This is a genomic window from Sulfurimonas sp. (genome assembly GCF_029027405.1).
GTDB lineage: Bacteria > Campylobacterota > Campylobacteria > Campylobacterales > Sulfurimonadaceae > Sulfurimonas.
The window spans coordinates 230,580-251,205 of the sequence record NZ_CP093396.1 but is presented as its reverse complement, the minus strand read 5'-3'; the positions used below and the strand labels follow the sequence as shown (position 1 = coordinate 251,205).

At 33.2% G+C, this 20,626-nt stretch carries 33 protein-coding genes; 22 read left to right on the top strand and 11 right to left on the bottom strand.

The features are described 5' to 3' along the window. Positions 1-88 precede the first annotated feature (88 nt). From MOV42_RS01280 to MOV42_RS01225, 12 genes are all read left to right on the top strand, one after another. Entirely contained in the window at positions 89-286 is a 198-nt protein-coding gene (locus tag MOV42_RS01280; RefSeq protein WP_324172011.1) for a hypothetical protein, read from the top strand. Beyond that, a complete protein-coding gene (locus MOV42_RS01275) occupies positions 286-450 on the top strand; it encodes a hypothetical protein (protein WP_324172010.1) in 165 nt (54 codons plus the stop codon). Before MOV42_RS01280 ends, MOV42_RS01275 begins: the two co-directional genes overlap by 1 nt. Then, complete coding sequence (locus MOV42_RS01270) at positions 443-2,302, top strand: transposase family protein (RefSeq protein ID WP_324172009.1); 1,860 nt, start codon at positions 443-445, stop codon at positions 2,300-2,302. Before MOV42_RS01275 ends, MOV42_RS01270 begins: the two co-directional genes overlap by 8 nt. Then, positions 2,299-3,159: an AAA family ATPase gene (locus MOV42_RS01265; RefSeq protein ID WP_324172008.1), complete on the top strand. Its 861-nt coding sequence runs from the start codon at positions 2,299-2,301 to the stop codon at positions 3,157-3,159. Before MOV42_RS01270 ends, MOV42_RS01265 begins: the two co-directional genes overlap by 4 nt. 9 nt (positions 3,160-3,168) lie before the next feature. Then, positions 3,169-3,594, top strand: a complete 426-nt coding sequence (locus MOV42_RS01260) for a hypothetical protein (protein ID WP_324172007.1) — start codon at positions 3,169-3,171, stop codon at positions 3,592-3,594. Then, entirely contained in the window at positions 3,587-4,045 is a 459-nt protein-coding gene (locus MOV42_RS01255) for a phage protein GemA/Gp16 family protein (RefSeq protein WP_324172006.1), read from the top strand. The genes MOV42_RS01260 and MOV42_RS01255 overlap by 8 nt, the downstream gene beginning before the upstream one ends. A 55-nt stretch (positions 4,046-4,100) precedes the next feature. Further along, positions 4,101-4,496, top strand: coding sequence for a phage protein GemA/Gp16 family protein (locus MOV42_RS01250; protein ID WP_324172005.1), 396 nt, complete (start codon positions 4,101-4,103; stop codon positions 4,494-4,496). Next, entirely contained in the window at positions 4,483-5,106 is a 624-nt protein-coding gene (locus tag MOV42_RS01245; protein ID WP_324172004.1) for a DUF3164 family protein, read from the top strand. Before MOV42_RS01250 ends, MOV42_RS01245 begins: the two co-directional genes overlap by 14 nt. Position 5,107: 1 nt before the next feature. After that, entirely contained in the window at positions 5,108-5,494 is a 387-nt protein-coding gene (locus MOV42_RS01240) for a D-Ala-D-Ala carboxypeptidase family metallohydrolase (RefSeq protein ID WP_324172003.1), read from the top strand. Positions 5,495-5,554: 60 nt separating this feature from the next. Continuing rightward, positions 5,555-5,845 (top strand): hypothetical protein, encoded by a 291-nt coding sequence (locus tag MOV42_RS01235; RefSeq protein WP_324172002.1) that lies wholly within the window; start codon positions 5,555-5,557, stop codon positions 5,843-5,845. A 1-nt stretch (position 5,846) separates the two neighbouring features. Continuing rightward, positions 5,847-6,074 carry a hypothetical protein gene (locus MOV42_RS01230; protein ID WP_324172001.1) on the top strand — a complete coding sequence of 76 codons (228 nt, stop codon included), beginning with the start codon at positions 5,847-5,849 and terminating at the stop codon, positions 6,072-6,074. An 80-nt stretch (positions 6,075-6,154) separates the two neighbouring features. Further along, the gene (locus tag MOV42_RS01225; RefSeq protein WP_324172000.1) at positions 6,155-6,562 is read left to right on the top strand and encodes a hypothetical protein; all 408 of its coding nucleotides are present in this window, start codon (positions 6,155-6,157) and stop codon (positions 6,560-6,562) included. 288 nt (positions 6,563-6,850) lie between these two features. On the opposite strand, the gene MOV42_RS01220 is transcribed toward MOV42_RS01225, so the two are convergent. After that, positions 6,851-7,072 (bottom strand): XRE family transcriptional regulator, encoded by a 222-nt coding sequence (locus tag MOV42_RS01220; protein ID WP_324171999.1) that lies wholly within the window; start codon positions 7,070-7,072, stop codon positions 6,851-6,853. A gap of 143 nt (positions 7,073-7,215) precedes the next feature. Here MOV42_RS01220 and MOV42_RS01215 point away from each other — a divergent pair, with 143 nt between their 5' ends. Together MOV42_RS01215 and MOV42_RS01210 are read left to right on the top strand one after the other, a co-directional pair. Continuing rightward, positions 7,216-8,013 (top strand): BRO family protein, encoded by a 798-nt coding sequence (locus MOV42_RS01215; protein ID WP_324171998.1) that lies wholly within the window; start codon positions 7,216-7,218, stop codon positions 8,011-8,013. Between the two features lies 1 nt (position 8,014). Continuing rightward, positions 8,015-8,218 (top strand): hypothetical protein, encoded by a 204-nt coding sequence (locus tag MOV42_RS01210; RefSeq protein WP_324171997.1) that lies wholly within the window; start codon positions 8,015-8,017, stop codon positions 8,216-8,218. Here MOV42_RS01210 and MOV42_RS01205 read toward each other — a convergent pair. From MOV42_RS01205 to MOV42_RS01160, 10 genes are all read right to left on the bottom strand, one after another. Continuing rightward, entirely contained in the window at positions 8,210-8,698 is a 489-nt protein-coding gene (locus MOV42_RS01205) for a phage virion morphogenesis protein (RefSeq protein WP_324171996.1), read from the bottom strand. The genes MOV42_RS01210 and MOV42_RS01205 overlap by 9 nt on opposite strands. Before the next feature lie 3 nt (positions 8,699-8,701). Further along, the gene (locus MOV42_RS01200) at positions 8,702-8,968 is read right to left on the bottom strand and encodes a hypothetical protein (RefSeq protein ID WP_324171995.1); all 267 of its coding nucleotides are present in this window, start codon (positions 8,966-8,968) and stop codon (positions 8,702-8,704) included. Positions 8,969-9,095: 127 nt separating this feature from the next. Further along, the gene (locus MOV42_RS01195) at positions 9,096-10,229 is read right to left on the bottom strand and encodes a phage minor head protein (RefSeq protein WP_324171994.1); all 1,134 of its coding nucleotides are present in this window, start codon (positions 10,227-10,229) and stop codon (positions 9,096-9,098) included. Further along, entirely contained in the window at positions 10,216-11,658 is a 1,443-nt protein-coding gene (locus MOV42_RS01190) for a phage portal protein family protein (protein ID WP_324171993.1), read from the bottom strand. Before MOV42_RS01190 ends, MOV42_RS01195 begins: the two co-directional genes overlap by 14 nt. A gap of 96 nt (positions 11,659-11,754) precedes the next feature. Further along, positions 11,755-13,239, bottom strand: a complete 1,485-nt coding sequence (terL, locus tag MOV42_RS01185; protein ID WP_324171992.1) for a phage terminase large subunit — start codon at positions 13,237-13,239, stop codon at positions 11,755-11,757. Then, a complete protein-coding gene (locus tag MOV42_RS01180; protein WP_324171991.1) occupies positions 13,232-13,711 on the bottom strand; it encodes a DUF1804 family protein in 480 nt (159 codons plus the stop codon). Before MOV42_RS01180 ends, terL begins: the two co-directional genes overlap by 8 nt. 3 nt (positions 13,712-13,714) lie before the next feature. Next, positions 13,715-14,038: a hypothetical protein gene (locus tag MOV42_RS01175; RefSeq protein WP_324171990.1), complete on the bottom strand. Its 324-nt coding sequence runs from the start codon at positions 14,036-14,038 to the stop codon at positions 13,715-13,717. Further along, positions 14,035-14,358, bottom strand: coding sequence for a hypothetical protein (locus MOV42_RS01170; RefSeq protein ID WP_324171989.1), 324 nt, complete (start codon positions 14,356-14,358; stop codon positions 14,035-14,037). The genes MOV42_RS01175 and MOV42_RS01170 overlap by 4 nt, the downstream gene beginning before the upstream one ends. A gap of 9 nt (positions 14,359-14,367) precedes the next feature. Then, a complete protein-coding gene (locus MOV42_RS01165) occupies positions 14,368-15,237 on the bottom strand; it encodes a Mu-like prophage major head subunit gpT family protein (RefSeq protein WP_324171988.1) in 870 nt (289 codons plus the stop codon). A 3-nt stretch (positions 15,238-15,240) separates the two neighbouring features. Then, entirely contained in the window at positions 15,241-16,029 is a 789-nt protein-coding gene (locus MOV42_RS01160) for a phage protease (RefSeq protein WP_324171987.1), read from the bottom strand. 139 nt (positions 16,030-16,168) lie between these two features. On the opposite strand from MOV42_RS01160, the gene MOV42_RS01155 reads away from it, so the two are divergent. The 8 genes from MOV42_RS01155 to MOV42_RS01120 are packed head-to-tail and all read left to right on the top strand — an operon-like array spanning position 16,169 to position 20,626. Further along, complete coding sequence (locus tag MOV42_RS01155) at positions 16,169-16,750, top strand: phage baseplate assembly protein V (protein ID WP_324171986.1); 582 nt, start codon at positions 16,169-16,171, stop codon at positions 16,748-16,750. Beyond that, positions 16,750-16,938: a hypothetical protein gene (locus MOV42_RS01150; RefSeq protein WP_324171985.1), complete on the top strand. Its 189-nt coding sequence runs from the start codon at positions 16,750-16,752 to the stop codon at positions 16,936-16,938. The genes MOV42_RS01155 and MOV42_RS01150 overlap by 1 nt, the downstream gene beginning before the upstream one ends. Before the next feature lie 4 nt (positions 16,939-16,942). Next, the gene (locus MOV42_RS01145; protein WP_324171984.1) at positions 16,943-17,158 is read left to right on the top strand and encodes a hypothetical protein; all 216 of its coding nucleotides are present in this window, start codon (positions 16,943-16,945) and stop codon (positions 17,156-17,158) included. Positions 17,159-17,169: 11 nt separating this feature from the next. Next, positions 17,170-17,493, top strand: coding sequence for a hypothetical protein (locus MOV42_RS01140; protein WP_324171983.1), 324 nt, complete (start codon positions 17,170-17,172; stop codon positions 17,491-17,493). Further along, complete coding sequence (locus MOV42_RS01135; protein WP_324171982.1) at positions 17,487-18,389, top strand: baseplate J/gp47 family protein; 903 nt, start codon at positions 17,487-17,489, stop codon at positions 18,387-18,389. Before MOV42_RS01140 ends, MOV42_RS01135 begins: the two co-directional genes overlap by 7 nt. After that, on the top strand, positions 18,386-18,964 hold the full coding sequence (locus tag MOV42_RS01130) for a phage tail protein I (RefSeq protein WP_324171981.1): 579 nt from the start codon (positions 18,386-18,388) through the stop codon (positions 18,962-18,964). Before MOV42_RS01135 ends, MOV42_RS01130 begins: the two co-directional genes overlap by 4 nt. Further along, positions 18,952-19,959: a hypothetical protein gene (locus MOV42_RS01125; RefSeq protein ID WP_324171980.1), complete on the top strand. Its 1,008-nt coding sequence runs from the start codon at positions 18,952-18,954 to the stop codon at positions 19,957-19,959. The genes MOV42_RS01130 and MOV42_RS01125 overlap by 13 nt, the downstream gene beginning before the upstream one ends. 10 nt (positions 19,960-19,969) lie before the next feature. Continuing rightward, on the top strand, positions 19,970-20,626 hold the full coding sequence (locus MOV42_RS01120; RefSeq protein ID WP_324171979.1) for a hypothetical protein: 657 nt from the start codon (positions 19,970-19,972) through the stop codon (positions 20,624-20,626).

Here is a 20,626-nt window from a genome sequence, read left to right as displayed (position 1 = left end):
ATTTAGTGCCAGATATCTAAGGCTTTAAGAATATCCCCTTAACAATAAGTTTTTAATAGAGCTTAAACCAAAGTTTACGGAGGTAGTTATGGCAACTTTAGAATTATCTAAAAAAATCAAAAAAGATTATGTGACAGTAGAGAACTTTTGTACTAAACATAACATTAAGTACAACACTTATAAGGGTGTAGTGAATGGTAGTCATCCAAGCCAACCAATAGTAAAGATTCTTATCAAAGAAGGCTATATAAAAAGTGCTGACGATCTTCTGAAAAAGGCTGCATAATGAGAGAGTTATTAGTAGCTAAACTCAAAAAAGCAAGACAAAACTATATAGTAATCTATACAACAAATCATACTCAAGCTAGAACATTAGCACTTCATTGTGCAGGTCGTGAGTGTATGGAATTTCGTTTAAAACTTCATAACTTGGATGTTGGAAATGAATAGTAAAGAAGTAGCTAGTTTAGTTGGAGTGAGTTATAAATCTGGAATAGTACAAAGAATAACCAAAAAAGCCCTAGAAAACAGTTCATGCACCATGGTCATAAAAGGTCTTACTTTTGGCTTTGAGTTGGTTCATGGTAAGGCTTATTTATATACTGAGTTTAAAGCTAAGAAGAAAACTCAAAAACATATAAACAAAGTCGCTATCTCTTCTTTAGATGAGTTAGACTCGTTTGATATTACTGCCTCAAAACATTCCCAAGAAGATAAAGTTTTAATAATCGCATTTTACAAAAAATATAACTATAGTTTAAGTGCAATTATTAAAAGTTTATATGCTAAGTCATTCCTAGCATTTGATGACAAACTCATAGCTTCGCAACAACGAAAGATAAGCAGATGGTTATCCGATTTTAACAAAAACGGTGCCTCATCTCTTGAAGATAAAAGAGGTAGAGACAATGCCTTTAGAAAGATAGATGAGGAACTGCTGATTAAGTCTATTTGGGGAACGGGGAGTCAAGGTGTAAGAAACAACTACTACGGTGCTTATGATATGTACTGCGGTATGGTTCAGTCTCAAAATGGTCTTATGTATGATTGGAGCGAAAAAGCAAAAGAGAAAATCATCTCTTACAATGCTTATGTAAATGCTTATAAAAAAGTAGTAAAAAGTGACCCTCAGTTAAAGGGCTATTTAACAGGCGGTATAGATGCCTTGCTGCAAGATTACCCAGTAGGTATAAAAGATATAGCATATCCAAATCAAGAGTGGCAAGTAGATGCTACTGTATTTGACTTCATGTGTAAAATCCCTGATGAGACAAAAGAAGATGGTTATAGAGTTGGTCGTGTTCACATGACAGCTGTTAAAGATACTTTCACAAAACAAGCAGTAGCGAACTTAGTAGAAACTATAGACTCTTACTCACAAGTAAGAGTACTTTATAAAGCATTCCAAAAGATGGGAATTCCTGAAAATATTTATACAGATAATGGTATGGACTATGTATCAAACCATTATCAAAAACTACTCATTGACATAGGTATATGTCAGATTAGAGCAGTAGCTGGTCAAGGTCGCCAAAAAGGCTCAATAGAAAGATACTTCGGTGTAGTTCAAGGAAGATGGAACAAGATACCGGGCTATATCGGTGGTGATGTATCTAAAAGAAAAAAGATAGAAGACCAGTATGCTTCACACCTAGGAGTAAAAACTTCTAAAGCTACAAGAATAGAGACTCATAAACTACTTACACTTGATGAACTTAGACTAGTTGTTGATAACCTACTTGATATGCAGTATGAAAGCTATAAAGCACATCAAGAGTTCATTGCATCTACAAATATGATGAGTGACATTTACTCCAAACTAGGTAAATATGGCACGAGAACATTAAATACAGAGGGTATCAGATACAACAACATGACATTCCAGGGTAGTTCACTTTGGGAAGCTCATCTCAACAAAGGCGAAGTAGTTACATTTTATGAAAATATCGATAATGTAAATGAACTCTACATCTACAAACAAAATCAATACATAGGAGTGGTTAAAAACAAAGAGTTAGGTGCAGAGTGCATGAATCAAGAAGACCATAAAAAAGTTACAAAAATCTACAAGCAAACAAACATCAAACCAAAACTTAAAATACTAGACGAAGCAAATGAAGAACTTGAAAAACAAAAAGTTGCGTTTATAAGTGCTGTTTCGGGGCATAAGCCTCTTTACACTACACAAAGTGACATGTCTCCTAAAACATCTAAAGAGGCAAATAACCCTGTGACAGCACCTATAAGCTTAACTTCAAAACAAGATAGTGAGCTGATTAAATTTATTAGGAGCGTGTCATGACAAGAGAAGATTTTAAAAAGTTTTTAGATGATAAAAACTTAAAACCAAGCAGAGTAGCTAAAAGCATCGGTGTAAGTGCATCTATGATTTCACAATGGCAGTCAAACACTTATAAAGGCGATAATCAAAGTCTAGAAAAAAAGCTTGAGAGTTTTAAAAACAACTATGACTTTAAGCAAAGTGCTAAAACTTCAGCATTTGAGTTAAAAGAGACTACAGATTTACAAGGTGCTTTTTTTGTGATGGAAGAAGCGATAGTAGATAATGAGATGGCAATCCTTTATGGAGCGGCTGGAACAGGAAAAACTACAACTATAAAAGAGTTTGCAGAGAGTAGAAGTGATACAAGACTTCTTGAGCTAGTTCCTGGCATAAGCACTAAAAAATTTTTAGAACTTATTTGTGAAAAAATCAACATTTCGCCTGAGGTAGGCGTAGATACAAACATCTTAAACATAGCAAAAGAGCTAGGGAGAGGAGATATAGCAATCATCATAGATGAAGCTGAACATCTAACAGTTAGAAGTTTAGAAGCCATAAGAAGAGTTTGGGACTTTACACCCTTTGCACTTATCTTAGTTGGAACGCCTGTACTGATTAAAAATCTAAAAGGAAATAGTGGCGAACTCCTACAACTTTACTCAAGACCAAGTGGAAAGTATGAGTTTAAAGGTTTAAGAGCCAATGAATTTGAACTATTTTTCGGAGATTTTGGCAAAGAAGTAAAAAAATACACTACGCACATGAGACGAGCAGTAAGTCTTTACAGAAAAGCTACAAGATTTGCACTCATGAACAATGAAAAACTAGATGTGAAGCATATAAAACTAGCTTCCACTATGGTTTTTTTGGACTAGGGAGTAGAGATGATTACTAAAGAACAATGGGCATCAATCAAAACTGAATTATCTGCTATATACAGTGGGGTAGCTTTTACTCTTAATGATAAGAAAATAGATGTACACAAAGTACAAATAAGCAGTACTAAACTAGCTTGGATAGTTTATATAGATGGGAAAATAAATCTTGATTGGGGTCATTCAAATAAGAAAAACTACGACCCATTAATGGAGCAGTTATGGCATAAAAAAACTCGTTCACTTTATAAGGAATCTGAAAAAAAGAAGATTAAAAAGATTTGGGGTGTTAGAAGAGCTAAAAAAGAGTTTCCTGAGTTAGAAAAAAAATACTCTTGGTATAAGCCTTATTTTAATTCACTCAGTGTGCTTGAAAAACAGTTTAAAAAGCTTGATGGACTTGAATTAATTATTAAAGATGAAAATAATGACTGAAAAACAAAGAAACTACCAATCAGCACTTATTAAGTCTATTCACTCTAGTGAACTATACAAAGATGTGTATAGCGATGATAGAGAGTTATATGAGGCTATGCTTGAGAACACTTTTGGGGTTCTCAGTTCTAAGAAACTTAGTATCGAAGAGCTTATAAATCTTAATAACTTCATGAACAAAAAAGGTGAGTTAAGAGTTGCTCCTAAAAAAGTAGGATCTACCACAAACCAAATCAATTTTATTAAGACTCTTTGGTCTAAAAACTCTCGTAACAAAGACTTAAATAGCCTTTTAACACAGGTTAAAAAAGTGATTAAGAGAGATATAAACGCTCTTGAAAGTTTAACAAAAGATGAAGCTGGGAAAGTTATAGCGAGTATCAAAAATATTAAACCAGAGCCAAAGCTAAAACTAAATCCATCTAACAACACAAACTATAAGAGTTCATAGAGCCTCTTTTAGAGGTTTTATTGAGTACTTACTCAAATAAACAAAAGGAAAAAAGATGAAAAAAGATGAGCCTCTAAAAGGCAATGCAAGTGAGTTACTAAAGTCTATCAAAGCTACTGCAACATTTAAAAGCACATATGAAAAAGATATTAGTCTATTAACTGCAATGCTTCAAAATAGATTTAATAAACCAACACTTGATGAGTTGAGTGATTATCAGCTTGAGGAACTTGGTAAGTATCTAAAAAAACTAGATTCTTATCAAACAGGCAAAACAGAGATGGCGACTAAAAATCAAATCTCACTTATTAAAATTTTATGGTCTCAAAGCTATAAAGGTAAAGATACTGAATTAGAAAAAGCACTAGATGCATACATAAAAGGTCTTGGTGCTTTAACTAAAAAAGATGCTCAAAAAATCATAGGAGGTCTGAGAAATGGCACAAATTGATGACAAAAGTGGTCATTGGCTAAACAAAAAAAACGAGGGAACTCACCCAGATTTGATACGAGCTGATGAAAAAATAAAAGATGAGTTAGTTGAAAAACTAATCAAACAGGCAATCGAACTTAGTGCCACTTTAAATGTATTCAAAAAAGATGCGTTTGAGCAAACAAATGATTATTTTGAGTTGCTATTGCAAAATTACGACTTAGATGCAAAGAAAAACTCTAAGAAAGGAAATATAACTTTAGAAAACTACTCTGGAACTATGAAAGTTCAGATAGCGAATGCTGATAGCATAAGTTTTGATGAAAAACTTCAAATTGCAAAGTTAAAAATTGATGAATGTTTACATGAACTAACTGAGGGTGCATCTCCAGAGATTAAAACACTTATTACTAAATCTTTTGAAGTTGATAAAAAAGGCGAAATAAATGCTAAGAAAATTTTAGCACTTAAAGCTTACGATATTTCACATCCTAAGTGGAGAGAAGCGATGATTATCATTGATGAGAGTATAGAGATTGTTGGTTCAAAAGCATACATTCGCTTTTATACTAGAGATCGCGTGGATAAAGAGTACAAACTTATTTCACTTGACTTGGCAGGGGCATAGCATGAGCATAGAGAGTCCATTTTTTGAAAGAGATGAATTTACTTGTGAGTGTGGATGTGGTTTTGATGTAGCTGATAGTGAACTGTTAGATGTTCTGGAGGGTTTAAGATATGAATTTGACAAGCCAGTAATCATTACAGGTGGAAATAGATGTGTAGCACATAATGAAAAAGTGCAAAAAAAGGATAACAAAAACTATAAACCTCTCACATCTAAAAGCCAACATATTTTTGGTAAAGCAGTTGATTTTAAAATCAAAGATATTCATGAAGATAAAGTCGCACGATATCTTGAAAAAGAGTATCCAAATACTTATGGCATCGGCAGATATAACGGTCGTACACATATAGATGTAAGAGAAAATAAAGTCCGTTGGGATAAGCGATAAAAATCATTTCATAGAGCCTCATAAGTGGGGCTTTGTTGAGATTATTTAAAGGAGAATAGGATGAGTTTATTAACACCAAATACAGGCGATGAACAGATGGATAAAGCTTATGTTCATATGCAAAATCATATAGATAGATGCAAAGATTTTGAAACATTTAACCAGCATTTTAAGTATGTTGCTAAAACTGATGATCTTCCAAAACTTAACCTATGGCTATTAAAAGTTTTATTTGTACAGATGAGACAAGTACACCCTTTTGATGAACTTTTAAACCATGTAGAAGCTTCTAAAAAACAAGAGTTAGAGTCTTGGCTTGAAAATATGCTAACTAAAGTCAAAGGTGCTTAAGATGTGGTGTCCTAAATGTACAGCAAAAACAACTGTAACAAGTACTTATGGCGAAGAGAGTGTAACACGCTCACGAAGATGTACTGAATGCAACTACTCTTTTATGTCTAAAGAAGCCATTCTAACTGACAAGTATTGGGATGAGTATGCCTCATATACTTATGAAGTGGGAACAGGCAAAAAAAAGGAAGATACTCTTCACAAAGAACAAGGTGTACTTTTTAAATAAGATGAAAGAGCAAGTAAACTAGATAGTTTTAATGATAGTTTAGATAAAATTAAAGGATTAAAATGTTAAGGAAAAGAAAGATGAATTCAGAGCTGTTTGACTGCTTTACAGGTAGAATTTTAGGAGAACTCTACGAGAGTTTTCCAGTAAAAAAAGTTTTAGATATCAGAAGTTTTGACACTGAACCTTGTGTTGAGTTTTATAAGACTAGCCCTCATGATATGGAAGAAATACTAAAAGGTACTATTGAGTTTTTAGAAGAAAATGAACTTATTACATTTGATAGGTCTAAGAATGGTTGGCAAGGTGGTTTTTTCAGTGGGGCTACACTATCGCTAAAAGGTTTACAACTTTTAAAGAAAGCACCAAAGTCTATAGAAAAAGATTATGAGTCTATTGGTGACAAACTTATAAAAGCTGTAAAAGAACAAGGAATACATAGAGCTTCAACCATTGTTAATGAAAAACTCTGGGGACTTTTATCATGATGCTTTTGATAATACACTTAAGTATTATAAAAGTATTATAGTGTTAGACTTCTTTTTGTAACAATAAGAAAACTTAGAGGATTATTACCTCATATGCTTAAGCTCCATCACTTTCATTAGTGGTGGGGCTTTTTTTTGGTCTATACTTTTGTAGATGGCGGGTTATGGGGTTAGAGCATATGTACAGGAGGGTACTTCTTGTATAAAGTTTTCTTATTGCTGTTAATACTGGGCTACTTAGTAGAACTCTGTTAACTTTGAGAGGGGCTTCATAAACCCCTCTTTTTTCTAACTCCCACAAACCCCACTCTCTTTAAGAGAGTCTACAAGTTTAGAGTGTTTCTTTTTCTCTATGTAGTTTTCTAGCCATGAGTTTACCCATGGTGGCACTGGTCTTTTTTCATCATTCCAATTATTCACAGTGTTATAACTTATATTTGCTAATTCTGCAAACTCTTTTTTACTTAAATCTATATTTTTTAAAAGTCTAGTAAAGTCTTCTTTTGTCATTTTTAATCTCTCATATATTTATCTATTTGTTGTATTTATTATACATAAATATACCTAAATGTTGCATTAAGTCTTGACAAGTATCTCTATTTGTTGTAAACTTTCAACATAACTACAACAAAACGAGATAAAAGGAGTCAGAAATGACAACAATCACAAAAACATTCGCAGATGATATAGAGCTTCATCTTATCACAGATGCAAGACATGAGTTTATGTTACCAACTAAAGAGGTGGCGTTAGGGTTTGGTGTAACAAGTGGAAGTATTAGAGAGCATAAATCTAAAAATAAAGATGAACTAATAGAGGGTAAGCACTGGATAACAAAGGGTGTCAGTTTTTCTGACACCCTTAACAATCAACAACAAATGACCCTCTGGACAAAACGCGGTTTAGTCCGTTTAGGCTTTTTTATAAAGTCAGCTCGTGCTAAGAAGTTTAGAGACTGGTGTGAAGACCTTATTGTTTCTTCACTAGAAGTCCAGCCAAGCTTTGAAATTAAAGAGGTAGTGGATGATGACAAAGACCAAGTTCTTTTTCATAAGAAGTACCACATCTTTAACCCAAATTGTGAGTTTTTCATAGAACATGCTAAGTCAAGAGCAAAGGCGTACCTTTGTTCTCGCTATGAGTTTCTTATCTCAAGTATGGAGTTAGCAAGGATTTTAGGAGTAGCTAAATCTACTATAGGCGTACTCAAACACTACCATTCGGGACGACTAGAAGAGGATAAACACTATGTAAAACTAGGAAGTAACTCTACTATGTGGACTAAAGAAGGTGCCGCATGGATGGCACTAAGAAGTGGCGATGGAAGTTTCGGAAAAATCTTACTAGATAGTGAGTTCACAAAAGACTTAAGCATGAACAACCAAATCCTTATGCTCAACAGCTACGCCATGATAGATAGAGATAGAGAATTAAGTGGGGAGGAGTTTTAAGATGAAAAAACAAAACATACAAATCATAGATGAATTAGATATATGGTTACTTAGAAGTAGAGCTTATTCAAATATATTGAGTGCATGGGATGTGGGAAATGTAGATATTACTCAAGAGGATTTAGGTTTTTTTGGAAATGAACTTTTTGATATTACGATGGGATTCCAACATATCCGTGATATACTCAACAAAGAGTTAGCTTGAGAAAACACTCTCAAGCAAAGAGTTAAGATTTTTTTCTATATCTTTTTTAACTTCAGGAGCAAGGTTACCATCTATGTCAACAGGCAAAAATGGTCTTGCAACTATGCCTGAACCTCTTCCACTACTCTTCTTGCTTCCAAACTGATGCACAGCTGGGTAAGCATAACCACCATCACTTACAACACTAAAGCCTACTACTACCTCTTTTTTAGAGTTTACAGTTGCATGGAGGTCATTTCGCATACCTGTGTCATTACTATTGTGTGGATTTTCTGCACTATCAAGATGATGAAATGTCTTACTTTGTGTATTTTCCCACGGATTGCCCCAAGGGTCGGTTTCAGTTTCAAATGCAATCTGGGTAGCTTCCATGATAGGAGAAGATACACACTCAAGTAATTGTAACTCACTAAGCTTTGCTATTTCATTTAGCTTGTTTTGAAACTGTTTCATCCCCTTTACATCTATTTTAACTTGCATAGATTACTCTTTAAAAGATACTAGTGAAACTTTATCAGCCATATTTTTGTTAAGCTCATATTTGTTTAAAAATATAATATTTACAATAGCAACAGCTTCTTTTTGGAAACACCTCTTGCAGTATGGACATTTTATATCTTCATCAACAGGCTTGTTTATCTCTAAAGCACCTTTGCAGTCCCTACACTCTAGTCGTACATAGTCAGCTTTTACTATGTTTTGAGTTATACATTGAGTTATCATTTTTCTATCCTTAGGTTGATTTTGCATATTTTATCCTTATTGTGTTATAATTACTTAAATGACTTCGGAGTAGATGGCAACATAATACACAGATTAGCAATGGTTTTGTCAGCCGGGTAAAGCTGAAACGAGGGTTTAAGTATGCTCCTCGCATCTACTCATACTTCTTTTTAAGTTTTTTTATCTCTTTGTCTACATTTGAGCCAAGTCTTACTAAACTCACTACATATATTTCATGTTTATCTTTTACATTTTTAACTACAAGTCTATAGACAGAACCACGATACGATATAAAAAGAAACTTCTTGTTATTCACTTTGAGCTTGATGTTTTTTCCCTCTAACATTTGAGGAATTAACGAGTAGTGGAATGCACCTATGTCGTTACGGTGTAGATGTTCTTGTACTGTAGGGTGACTTAAATAGAGTGGCTTATTTTTTCCAAACATATCACTCTCACATAGCTCTACTACTTTATTTTTTGGCTTATCTGTAAAGAGTTCTTTAACAGCTTTATAAGTAGCCACTCTTTGAAGTAATGTATTTTCATCTTTTTTAAACTCTTGTGCTGCTACTTTTGCTAAACTCAAATAGCTTAGAGATGCTACTTTTTGCTTATAAATATCATCAACTTTATTACTTTTACCACTATGATGCCTCCAACCTTTATCTGCGATGTTTGGGGATTTACCTTCTTGAACTTTAAAACCTCTTTTTTCAAGTTGCTTTTTTGAGTATGTTACAGTTGTACAGTCACATCCGTAACCATTTGTTGGGTAGTTAACATCCCACCAACTATCATCTTTATGTTTTAGAGTTCCATGAGCCGACTGATGTTTTTCTCTTCTGTTACCGTATTGCTTTGCTACATATCTAAGATAAACAGAGATTGTAAAGCCACTTTGTTGTTTCCATCGCCCCTTTGCTTGTGCCACTCTTTTGTTAGTATGGAGTATATTTTTAAGTCTTCGTGAACCTATATGTATCTCTTTTACCTCTCCTGTCTTAGGATTGAGTATCTCTTGCGTTCCCCACCACCCTTTTTTTTGTAGCGTTGGTTTGATGTTCTTTTGAAAGGTTTCAAAGGATGTACCATCTTCTATGGAAGCAGCCACTGCATCGTGCATGTCTTTAAGTAGGTCGGTTCTCATAATCTTGGCTACAGTAAAAGCCTTGTTGTGAGCCTCAAACATCATCTCATCGTAGTCATAAGTAATACCAAGCTTTTTAGACTTGATGTACTTTATGGCTTCATCTGGGCGAAGTGGGTCAAAACTAATCTTTGGCATCGTTCCCAGCTTCTACACTTCCATCAAGAGAAGCTACTAAACCCTCTTTAGTTAAAATCTCTTCAAGTTTTTCTAGGTCCAGGTAGTTGTACTCTTCACTTAGCTTTTTGAGAAGATCATCATAAGAGTTGCATTCATCAACAACACTTACTATATAGTTCATTATATTTTCATCAACTGCTTTTAACTCATTTTCATTACTTTGAGAATTAAACTCTATAGAGTTGTTTGACTGTGCTTGAGGCTTAAAAGTTACACCCTCGATGTTAAATGTTTTTTCTATATGCTTTGTTGGAACTACATAACCGGCAGTAGTAAGATTTGCTATAGTTTCACTTTTGACTTTTAGTTCTTCATGGTTCTTTTGCTCAGGAAGTGTAAAGCTAAATTTAACAGGTGTAAATGTTGCAAGATTAAGAGCTATTACTTGATTAAAAAATCTACTAACAGTTTCATTTATAAGCTTACTATCTGCTTTGACAACTTCAAATAAACGATTTTCATGAATAGAACCTAAAGATTGACTTCCTACCTTACCGTCCGAACTACCACTAAGGTTTCCACCAACTAAAAACTCATTTTGTTTTTGGTCGAGGTACTTTATAGTTGTATCAAACTGTACTTTAGATTCCATCTTCAGAGTATCTATCTCTATGTCCTTAGTGAACATCCCAACACTTGTACTTTTTAGCTCCATCATTTGACCGAAGAGTTCATCTGCTTTTTTTGTATCATTCAAATCATCTATTTTAATTATGAGAGGTGGAACGGCTGCTTTATCTATAAACTCTAAATTGAGTGTAATTATCGTGTGCTTTAGTATGGATGTCCAGAGTAACTTATATGCTATAGAGTTAGTTGCTAATCGTGAATTGTCTATCTCATGAGTATGTATGATCAGGCGATTCGTGTCTATTGATTCAAGATAAAGTTTTTTACTATCTTTGTTTTGAAAGTAAAGCTTATCTTTTGTAGTATCTTCACTTAATGAGGTTGGCATAATTGCTTTATGTCTTACAGGCAATACAAGGTTATCTTTTACTTCGTAGATGATGTTTTGTAAAGAGATACCGTAATATATATCATTGTGAATTGCATTTAAAAATTTATCAAATCCAAAACCACCCTCAAGCATAGATGTAATTATCTTCATCTCTTTAGTACCAGCTTCTATCTCATGAGGAAGTGCTAAAAGTGCATTTTTACGATTTTGAAGGGAACCGCTTAAGTTAAGGTCGGCGTTGAGGACTTTTTGATAAATTCCCATGAGCTTATTTAGTTCGCCTGATTCTATAGCACCTTTTACGATACTAAAATCTAAAAGCTTTGCTTCTAAATCTTTATCTAAGTTTAACTTTATAGGTCTACTAAAAGAGGACTTGATTTTTTGAACGACTTCGACCGCTTTATTCAAACTTATTCCAAACATATTCTTATTCCTTTATTGGTTCAATAAACCGTGTTTAAACCCTCTTTAAATTGAGCGAGGTTTGTTTAAATGGTTTGAACTTATACATTGATATACCTATCCATACTTTTTAAGCCGTAGGGCTTTTCTATTGTGAAAAACTTTATCAACAACTTTGTAATCTATACGACCATTACTTTTGAGGTTTCTATATGCCATTTCAAGAGCATCTAACAAGTCATCATGTGGAGATTTTGGATAAGTCATTATCTCCTCGAGGAGTAAATCATCATTTTCATTTATGAGAATCGTGTTATCTTTTATAAGTGGGGCAAGTGAATTTAAACGCAACTCTTTATTTACTGTATTTCTATACTCTTTGACATTTAAAAATATTCCTAACTTTGAAGCTTCTTTTTTGAGAACATCTTTAAAAAACTCTTGATAGGCTACCGTTTCTACACTCATAACAGTACGAGATAAGCTATCATATTTCACATATAACTTTATGATTTTAGGTATGAGATTAACAGGGCTTGTTTTGTATCCATTTACAAGAGCATAAAATCTTTTATCCTCATTTTTGTATCCTAAAACAGCAATAGCAAAATAATCTCCGTTCTTTTTACCCATCGCTGGGTCTAATGCTATAGAGTACATATCACACTTTGGCATATCTTTGTAAGTCTTATATCCACCAAATAAAATATCATCCGCACTTACAGGTATGTTTTGTCGCTCTTGCATAAAAGAAGCTTTGTCCTCTTGGTACTCATCATAAATCTCTTCAATGTCTAAACGAGGATTGTCCAGCTTCCACTTTTTATGACTATCTGCAAACTCTCTAACAAGAGGGAAGTTCTGATAATAAACACCTTTCATCTTTGTCAGTCTACTGAGTACACTATCAAAATGTAAAATAGTCCCTGGAATAATGATATTGTAATGTTTAGTTAAACTTGGTAATTTTCTTATAGCTTTTTTGTACCAGTTCTCTAACTTATCTCTATATGCTTTACTTAAAACATTCTCATCATTTTCAAAGTCGTCAAGGATTATTAAATCTGGTCGCCATGACAGGAATACAATACCTCTAATTTTTACACCAGCACCAAAACTTTGGATTTTCATAAGATGCTCATCTACCATAAGTACGATATCTGATACTCTGTTATTTTTTACAACGATATTAAAATCAAACTTGAGGTTTTGATTATCCTCCAGTTCAGTTCTGATAAACTCTAAAATATCATCACTTAAACTTTGTGATGCAGAAATTACAACTATATATCTTCTCTTTTTACGAGCACTCTCCCATAAACTATAAAGCTTTGATATAGTGGTAGTTTTTGCAGCACCTCTGTATGCAGTAAATATAATCACTTTGTAATCACGAGTAAGCTCATCTATATTTTTATGTATATAATCTCTAAAGTAAGAACTCTCTTTTTTTACATTTTCAATATGATGTGAAAAATAAGTTTTGATAAAATAAAAAAAATCTCTTTTAGCTCTTTTAACTCTAGCATTTTTATTGCTATCTGTTAATCTTGGTAAAGCATTTAAAAGTAATTTTAATTCATTTATCTCTTTGTCATGCATTGCGTAAGATATCCTCTACAATTCGCTCACTATGTTCACTTAAAAACTGTGCCGCCTCTTGATGTTTTTCTTCTATTGCTATCGTTGATATTTTTTTAATGACCTCTTTAATTATCTCAGTTTTTTGCACCTTAACATTTGTCTTTTTATCAGGTATTTTTAACTTATAATAAGTCTGTGCAAAGCTTTCAAGTTTTTGTAATTTCTCTTCTATATCACTTTCTTTTAACTCTACGAGTGCTTTATCAAATTCTTGGATGAGGACAGATAAAAACATTCGTTCCTTATCTTCAGTTGCTTTTGGGTTCATCGTATGAATGTAACGAAGCTCATCCCAATCTATACTTTTTTTGTAATCACTGTTTTTATAATAGTAGACAGTTCCACGCTCAACTTGAAGTAGCCCAGCAATCTCACTTACACCGTAGCCATCCTCAACATAGAACTTTTTTGCTTTTTCTTTTTTAGTCATTTTTTATCCAATTATCTTTACTTTTAGTTTTAGTTGATAGATGAGAAGCTTCCCATCTCTCTTATATGGCTTACAACTTACTAGGTCTATATCAGATTCATTAACCTCATTTAAAGAGGTGTTTAACACCTTGTAAATTTTTTGCTTATCTTCATTAAAAAGTGCAATCACTACAAATAGAGTGAAGTGATAATCAATGTTAAGTTGATTAGTGAAGCTTATATCATCAAATGCTAAGTAGCTTCCTTCACGATTTATATTATTTTCAAGTAGTTTACATGTAACTGAGTCCGTTATCACTTTTTGAGCTTTATCTATGTTGATCATGTAAATGTTCTCCTCTGTGCAACTCGACCATAACTCACTGGTGTAGTCTCATCTTTACTCTCTTTATATGGAGCTTTTTTTATCGTATCCATAGCTTTTTCATACATATCTTTATCAAGTTCACTAATGTCAGCTTGACTTACAAATAACAAAAATCTGTAATATGCTACATCAAAACGAATAGCCTCAGCCACATCTTTGCTATTGATAAGTTCATCAGCTTCTGTAATCGCCTCGTCAAGAAGAGAGTCGATATTTACTACCGACTCCATACTAGAGATTTGATTTTCTATTTTAAGTAAAAGTTTATCTCTAATCATCTCTTATCCTTATGCTTTTTTTTGTGTGCCATCAGAAAAATAAGCTAATTGCCAGAATGAATAACCGGCGTTATCCATAGTATCTACACCGTAATGAATCTTTTTAGATTTAAACATCTCACTATCATCACTTTCAATCTCGGCTTTTTTAGTGATTTGAATGATGAATGGTTTAAGTGGTCTGGAGTTGTCAACCATGCACCAAGTTCCAACAGCCAACTCAGGAAGTACTACATACTCAACTAAATCTTTAGTTGTGTTTGTGCTACCATCAATCTGGTCAGATTTTAAAATTTTCATTGCATCAGCTAAAAGGTTAGCTGCAATATAAACAAGAGTTGGTTTAATGCGATACGGTTTACCGTTCTCATTTTTACGATTTAGCATTTCACTGTAAACACTCATTAAGTTTGAACTTGTAAACTTAAAGTTGTTTTTGTTTACAGCTGTTGCAGCACCAATCTTGTGTTTTGTATCAAAGTAATTCTTACCATCAAAACAAAGACCATTAGTAGTTATAAGTGAACCGATATAACTATTGTAATGCTCAACCGCTACATGAGCCAAGTCAGTAACACGAGGTTTTACAAATCCCAAGTTATCAAAGAGTACATCATCACGAGAAACGGTAACACTTGCTTCCCAATCTTTTTTAGAGATAGTGTATTTGTGTGCAGTAAGGTCTTTTAAATCTCTATCATTAACCCACTCTTTCATAGCTGGAAAATTAGCTAGCCAAGCATAATCAACCGTATGATGTTTTGTAGGAACTACCGTTGCATATTTTTCATAATCTTTTGGTGTATCTTTAAATGAATCATTAAAGATTTTAACTACACCTTTTGTTAAGTTTTTTACATTTTCAGCATTTACTAACATTCTCTACTCTCCTATACCTAGTTGTGAAAACACATCTTTCTCAGAATCACTTTGAGAATTATTCTCTTGATTCACATCTAACTCATCGCCCATTGCGTTGTTTTGCTGCTTATTTATACTTAGCGTTGCTAAATAACTATCAAGCTGATTTATTTCTAAACTTAGTGCAAACTCTTGCTGTGCAGGTAATAAACTACCACCAGCAATTGCATTGTTAGTTTTTTCAGTTTTTAATACAGTTGTTAAATCAGCAATAGTTTTATCTTTATCAGATACTTGTGTTAGCAAGGTGTTGTTTTCTTGCGTCAGTATTGTGTTTTGATTTTTTAAATCGTTTAGCTCTTTTTCCATAGAGTTGTCTTCCTTTTTGTTTTCTTGCTTATTTAAGGCTTTGTTTAATAAGTTTGGTGCATTAACCAAACCTACACCGATAATAGAAAATACATTGCGATTTCTATCTATCATATATTCAGGGCTTAAATAACGGTAGTGTTTATTTTCAACCGCTGGTTTACCTAAGTCATTGAGACTTAAATTTGCATAGATGCCATCATCTCTCACTTCCAAAGAGTTTAGAGCGAACCATCCGTGAGCTTTAGAACCCCAATGATTTTCATTTAATGAGAGATCAATACCATTTTTTTCAGTATTTTTAAGCACCTCATTAGCATCTATTTTAAAGCTTCTCCCATCCACCCCCACCACATCTCCAATAGGGGAAATTTTTACTTTTTGGTCTTCTTGGTAGTTGAGTTCAACCAACAAAACCGTATCTTGATTTTCATCTTCCATAGCACCTCCTCACTATTTTTTTCAACATCACAATTTTAAAGCAATACTATATTTAATACACCCCAAATACCCTTTATCTGGGGTATGTGACTATTCTTTTTTTCGTACAATTTTGCTAACGATTGAAAGGAAAGTTTAGATGAGTATTACAGATTTGATTCGTATTATTAAGAATTTAATATCTATTGGGACTATTTGCGAGATTGATGCAACAAGAGCATTAGCTAAGGTTAATATCTTAGATCGTGAAACAGATTTTTTTCCAGTGCTTAGTATTTCTTCCTCTTTTAAAAGAAAATTTACTCCTATAAGGATAGGCGAACAAGTATTGGTTTTATGTCCAAATGGGAATGCAGATTTTGGAATCATAATCCCATCTATATTTAATAAAGATTCACTTGAGCCAAATGGTTCTAATGAAAATATAGAGATAGCAGAGTATGAAGATGGAACTATCATCTCTTATGATACTAAAACAAAAGAGTTAAAAATAGATGCGAGTGACAAAATAACCATTATATGTAAAAGCATAAATGTTAAATGTGACAGTGCAAAGATAGATGCTAAGAGTGTAGAGGTAAAAGCTGATACTACAATAGTTGATTCGCCTAGTATTGATTTAGGTAAAGGTGGAAAAGGTGTTGTTACAGGCGAATGCATATGTGCTTTAACTGGTGCTCCACATCACGACTTTAGTTCAAATACTATGAGCAAAAAGTAATGGCTATAAATTCATCTACCCTTGGTGCGAGTATAAAATCAAGACTAGAATCTAAAGGGTTTAAAATGATTGAGTTTAACGGTGCTATGGCAGAGGCTATAGCTGAAGCAGTAGTCGAACATTTTCAACAAAATGCACAGGTCATAGTTAGTGGTGGTTCTAGTGCTGGAACATATCAAGTAAAGTAGAGAGATGGAAAATAGAATAATAAGACTAGAAGAGACTCAGAAACATCATGCACGAGAGATAAAAGAATTAAAAAATTCTAATAAAACAATGCAAGTATCTTTTGACAAATTAGTAACTAATTTATCAGCGATTAAAAATTGGGTTATTGGTGGTGTTGCTTTTGCAATCATAGACCAAATCGGTCTTTTTTCTCTAGTCAAAAGTTACTTTTTAAAGTAGAGGGGTTTGATATGTTAGAGAATATTAATTTAAACATTAGCACTAACACTTTAACAAGTGATAAAGTCTATTTAAATACTCCTGAACAATCTTTAAACAACATGATTGAAACTCCAAAAGGTTCTCGCACAATGAGACCTCTTTATGGAAGCGAGTTTTATAAGTTAGTGGATGTGGTTATGAATGACATTTGGGTGTTGAAAGCTAAAAAGATGATTCTTGAATGTACAAAAAATACACTCACTCAAGAGCTATGGGATGAGCGTGTAGAGATTAAAGGTTTAACAATCACTATAGTGGATTCTAAAGCAGATATAGAGGTAGAACTATGTTAAATAACAAGTATAACTTACCAATACCAACCGCTATAGAAGTGCTAAACTTTGAAAAAATACTGCAAGATAATGTAGCTTATGCATCGGAATTACTTCCAAATTGGCAACCTGTTGAGAGTGATGATTATATGATACTTCTTGAATCTCAAAGCAATAAAGAAGTATATTTTAGAGCATATATAAATTCATTAATCAAGAAGATGCTACCACACTATAGCAATGGTGCTGATTTAGATAATTTTATCTTTGGATTTTATGCTGGTATAACAAGACTTAAAGATGAAGAAGATGCTGAGTTTTTAGATAGAGCAATTTTAAGTGTAAATCGTTTCTCTACTGCTGGTCCTATAGAAGCTTATGCATATCATACTTATAAAGCTGATTCACGAGTAGTAGACGCAAAAGTTATAAATGCTATTAAACCATTAAGTGAATATGTACCTTTATTTGTAGTTCAAGATGAAGCTGGAATTTTAGCAGCACTGATGCAACTTATGGGAGATATGGCTACGGTTGAAATTTATATAGCTTCAAAAAATACAGTTGATGAGGAACTTCTGCAAATAATTTTAACTACTCTTAATGAAGAGAAAACAAGACCTCTAACAGATAGAGTAATAGTTAAATCAGCTACTATAAAAGAGGTGGTTTTAGATGCAACCTTAGAAGTTTATGACCTCACTGCAAGTGCAACGATTGAAACTCAGATACGCATCAACTTTAATAAATTCTTTAAAATTGGCGAAGATTTAATCTACTCTAAAATCATATCTTCTTTGCACATTAATGGTGTATATAAAGTTACAACAAATATAAATGATGATGTTGTTATAAAAGATACAGAAATAGTAAAACTTACATTAAATCTTAACCTTGTTCAAAGGGAAATGAGATGAGTTTACTCCCACCAAATGCAACAAAAGAATTAAGAGCTACTGACACAGTATTAGGTGCAAGAATTGAAGCTCTTAAAGAGCTTGATTTAGACCTTAACCCTCTTACATGCAAAAAAGAGATACTTCCACACCTAGCTTTCATTTATAGCTTAGATATATCAAATTTAAGCGTTGATGAACAAAGACAATATATTCATAATGCTTTTGAGATAAGAACACATCAAGGAACGCTTTATAGTGTCAAAAAAGCATTAAAATTAATATTTAATGAAGCAACTATAAAAGAGTGGTTTAACTATGCTGGAGAGCCTTATCACTTTAAAGCAGATTTAATACTAAGTGCAGATGTCAGCAAAATCTACGACGAAGCAAAATTCAAAAAAACAAATTTCCTACTGAACTTAGCAAAAAATACAAGAAGTGTATTTGATGGATTTGAACTAAGTTTACCAAATGCAAAAGGCAATATAAATTTAATGGGAGGAGGTGTTTTTGATGTGCATATACAAAATGAATTAGATTTTAATACAGGTGCAAATTTTAAATTATATGGAGGTGTAGTATGGACGGTTTAATAGCAGTCCCTCACGAAGAAGGTTTAAGTATTTTAAAAAATGAGTTGTTTGAGAGAATACAGAAATTTGAACTTATTGATAGTAATAATAATGTGTACTATTCACACAGCATTCATTCTAGTTATTTTGATAATGATGGTGTACTTACTATTACACTTATTATCCCTAAAGAAAATCATTTTACTGTATGGAATAAGGCAGTGCGTATTAAAAGTGATAATAATTTAATTATTGCAGATATACAAACACCGGCTATTCAATTTGTAAGAGGTGTAGGTGGTACACAAGAAATAAAGTTAGCAGTAAGCGGCGAAGCTGGAGTTATCAATTTTAAAGCCGATGAATACATAACAGATTCTGAATTAAATGACCTTTATATTTCTCCTATCAACGAAAAGCTTAGTCAAAAAGCTCTACTTGGAGGTTCAGCATCTCAACTTTTTAAAGTTAAAGATGCTGTTGATACTAATGAAGCTGTGAATAAAGGTCAAATGGAAAATGCAATCGAAGCTAAACGCTCATTCCCAATAGGCTTTCAATACACTCAAATAAAATCAGCTCCAGCAGAAAATGAACTATTGCAAATCGGTGGAGTTTTTTTAAGAGCAGACTATCCACTTTTATGGACTTATATTGAAACTCAAACTAGCCTTTTAAAAACAGAGGTTGATTGGCAAACTGAAAATTTAGCAAATCAAATGTGTGGGTATTTTTCAAAAGGAGATGGAAGTACAACTTTTAGACTTATGAATTTAAAAGATGCCTTTTTTAGAGCGGTTGATGGTGTTAATAGGAAGGCGGGAAGCTTTCAGACAGATGAAATAATTTCACACAAACATTCGCATACAACAGGGCATGGCGGTGGGAACTGGGGAACAGCGTATTATGGCGCGCCTACGGCTATTGCCGATGATGCTCAAAATACAGGATTAACAGGTGGAGCAGAAACCAGACCAAAAAATATAGCAACACTACCTCTAATAATTGCAAAATAAAGGAAAAAAGATGATAAAAAAATTACATTTTATAGCTTTAGAAACAAAAGAATATTTATATTCTAAAGAAATAAATACAGCTCAATGTGGGTTAGATCTTCCAAACTCAACAGAATTGGAACCCCTACCCCCAAAAAAAGGGTTTGCAGTTTGTTTTGTTAAAAAAAAGTGGGTTTATGTTGTTGACAATAGAACTAAAATTTATTATTTAAACAAAGAAAAAGTAGTTTTTAAACTTGGCGATAAAATTACTAACGAAATGAGTTTAAAACGATTGAGTTATGAAGAAATTTTAAAACAGAAGCGTGAAGAAAAAATAGTTGAAATAAAATTAAAGTGTACTACCTCAATTGAGTCAGGGTTTGAGTCAACAGCGCTTGGAAATGTACATCTTTATAAATCTGACAGAGATGATCAGTTGAATTTGACAGGGATGAAGGATAGGGGGATTTCACTTCCTTTAAAATGTAGTGCCGACCATAGGGCTTCCTGGGAGTGGAAGCCTCATACCCCATTGCAACTTCAAAAAGTCTTTAACGCGGGTGTGGATTTCAAGCTAGCACAACTTCAAAAATGTGCATTATTAAAGAGTGCGATTCTTTACGCGAAGAAGGTTGAGGACTTGGTGGAGATAAATTGGGAAAAGAGCGATGCCAACAAAAGATGA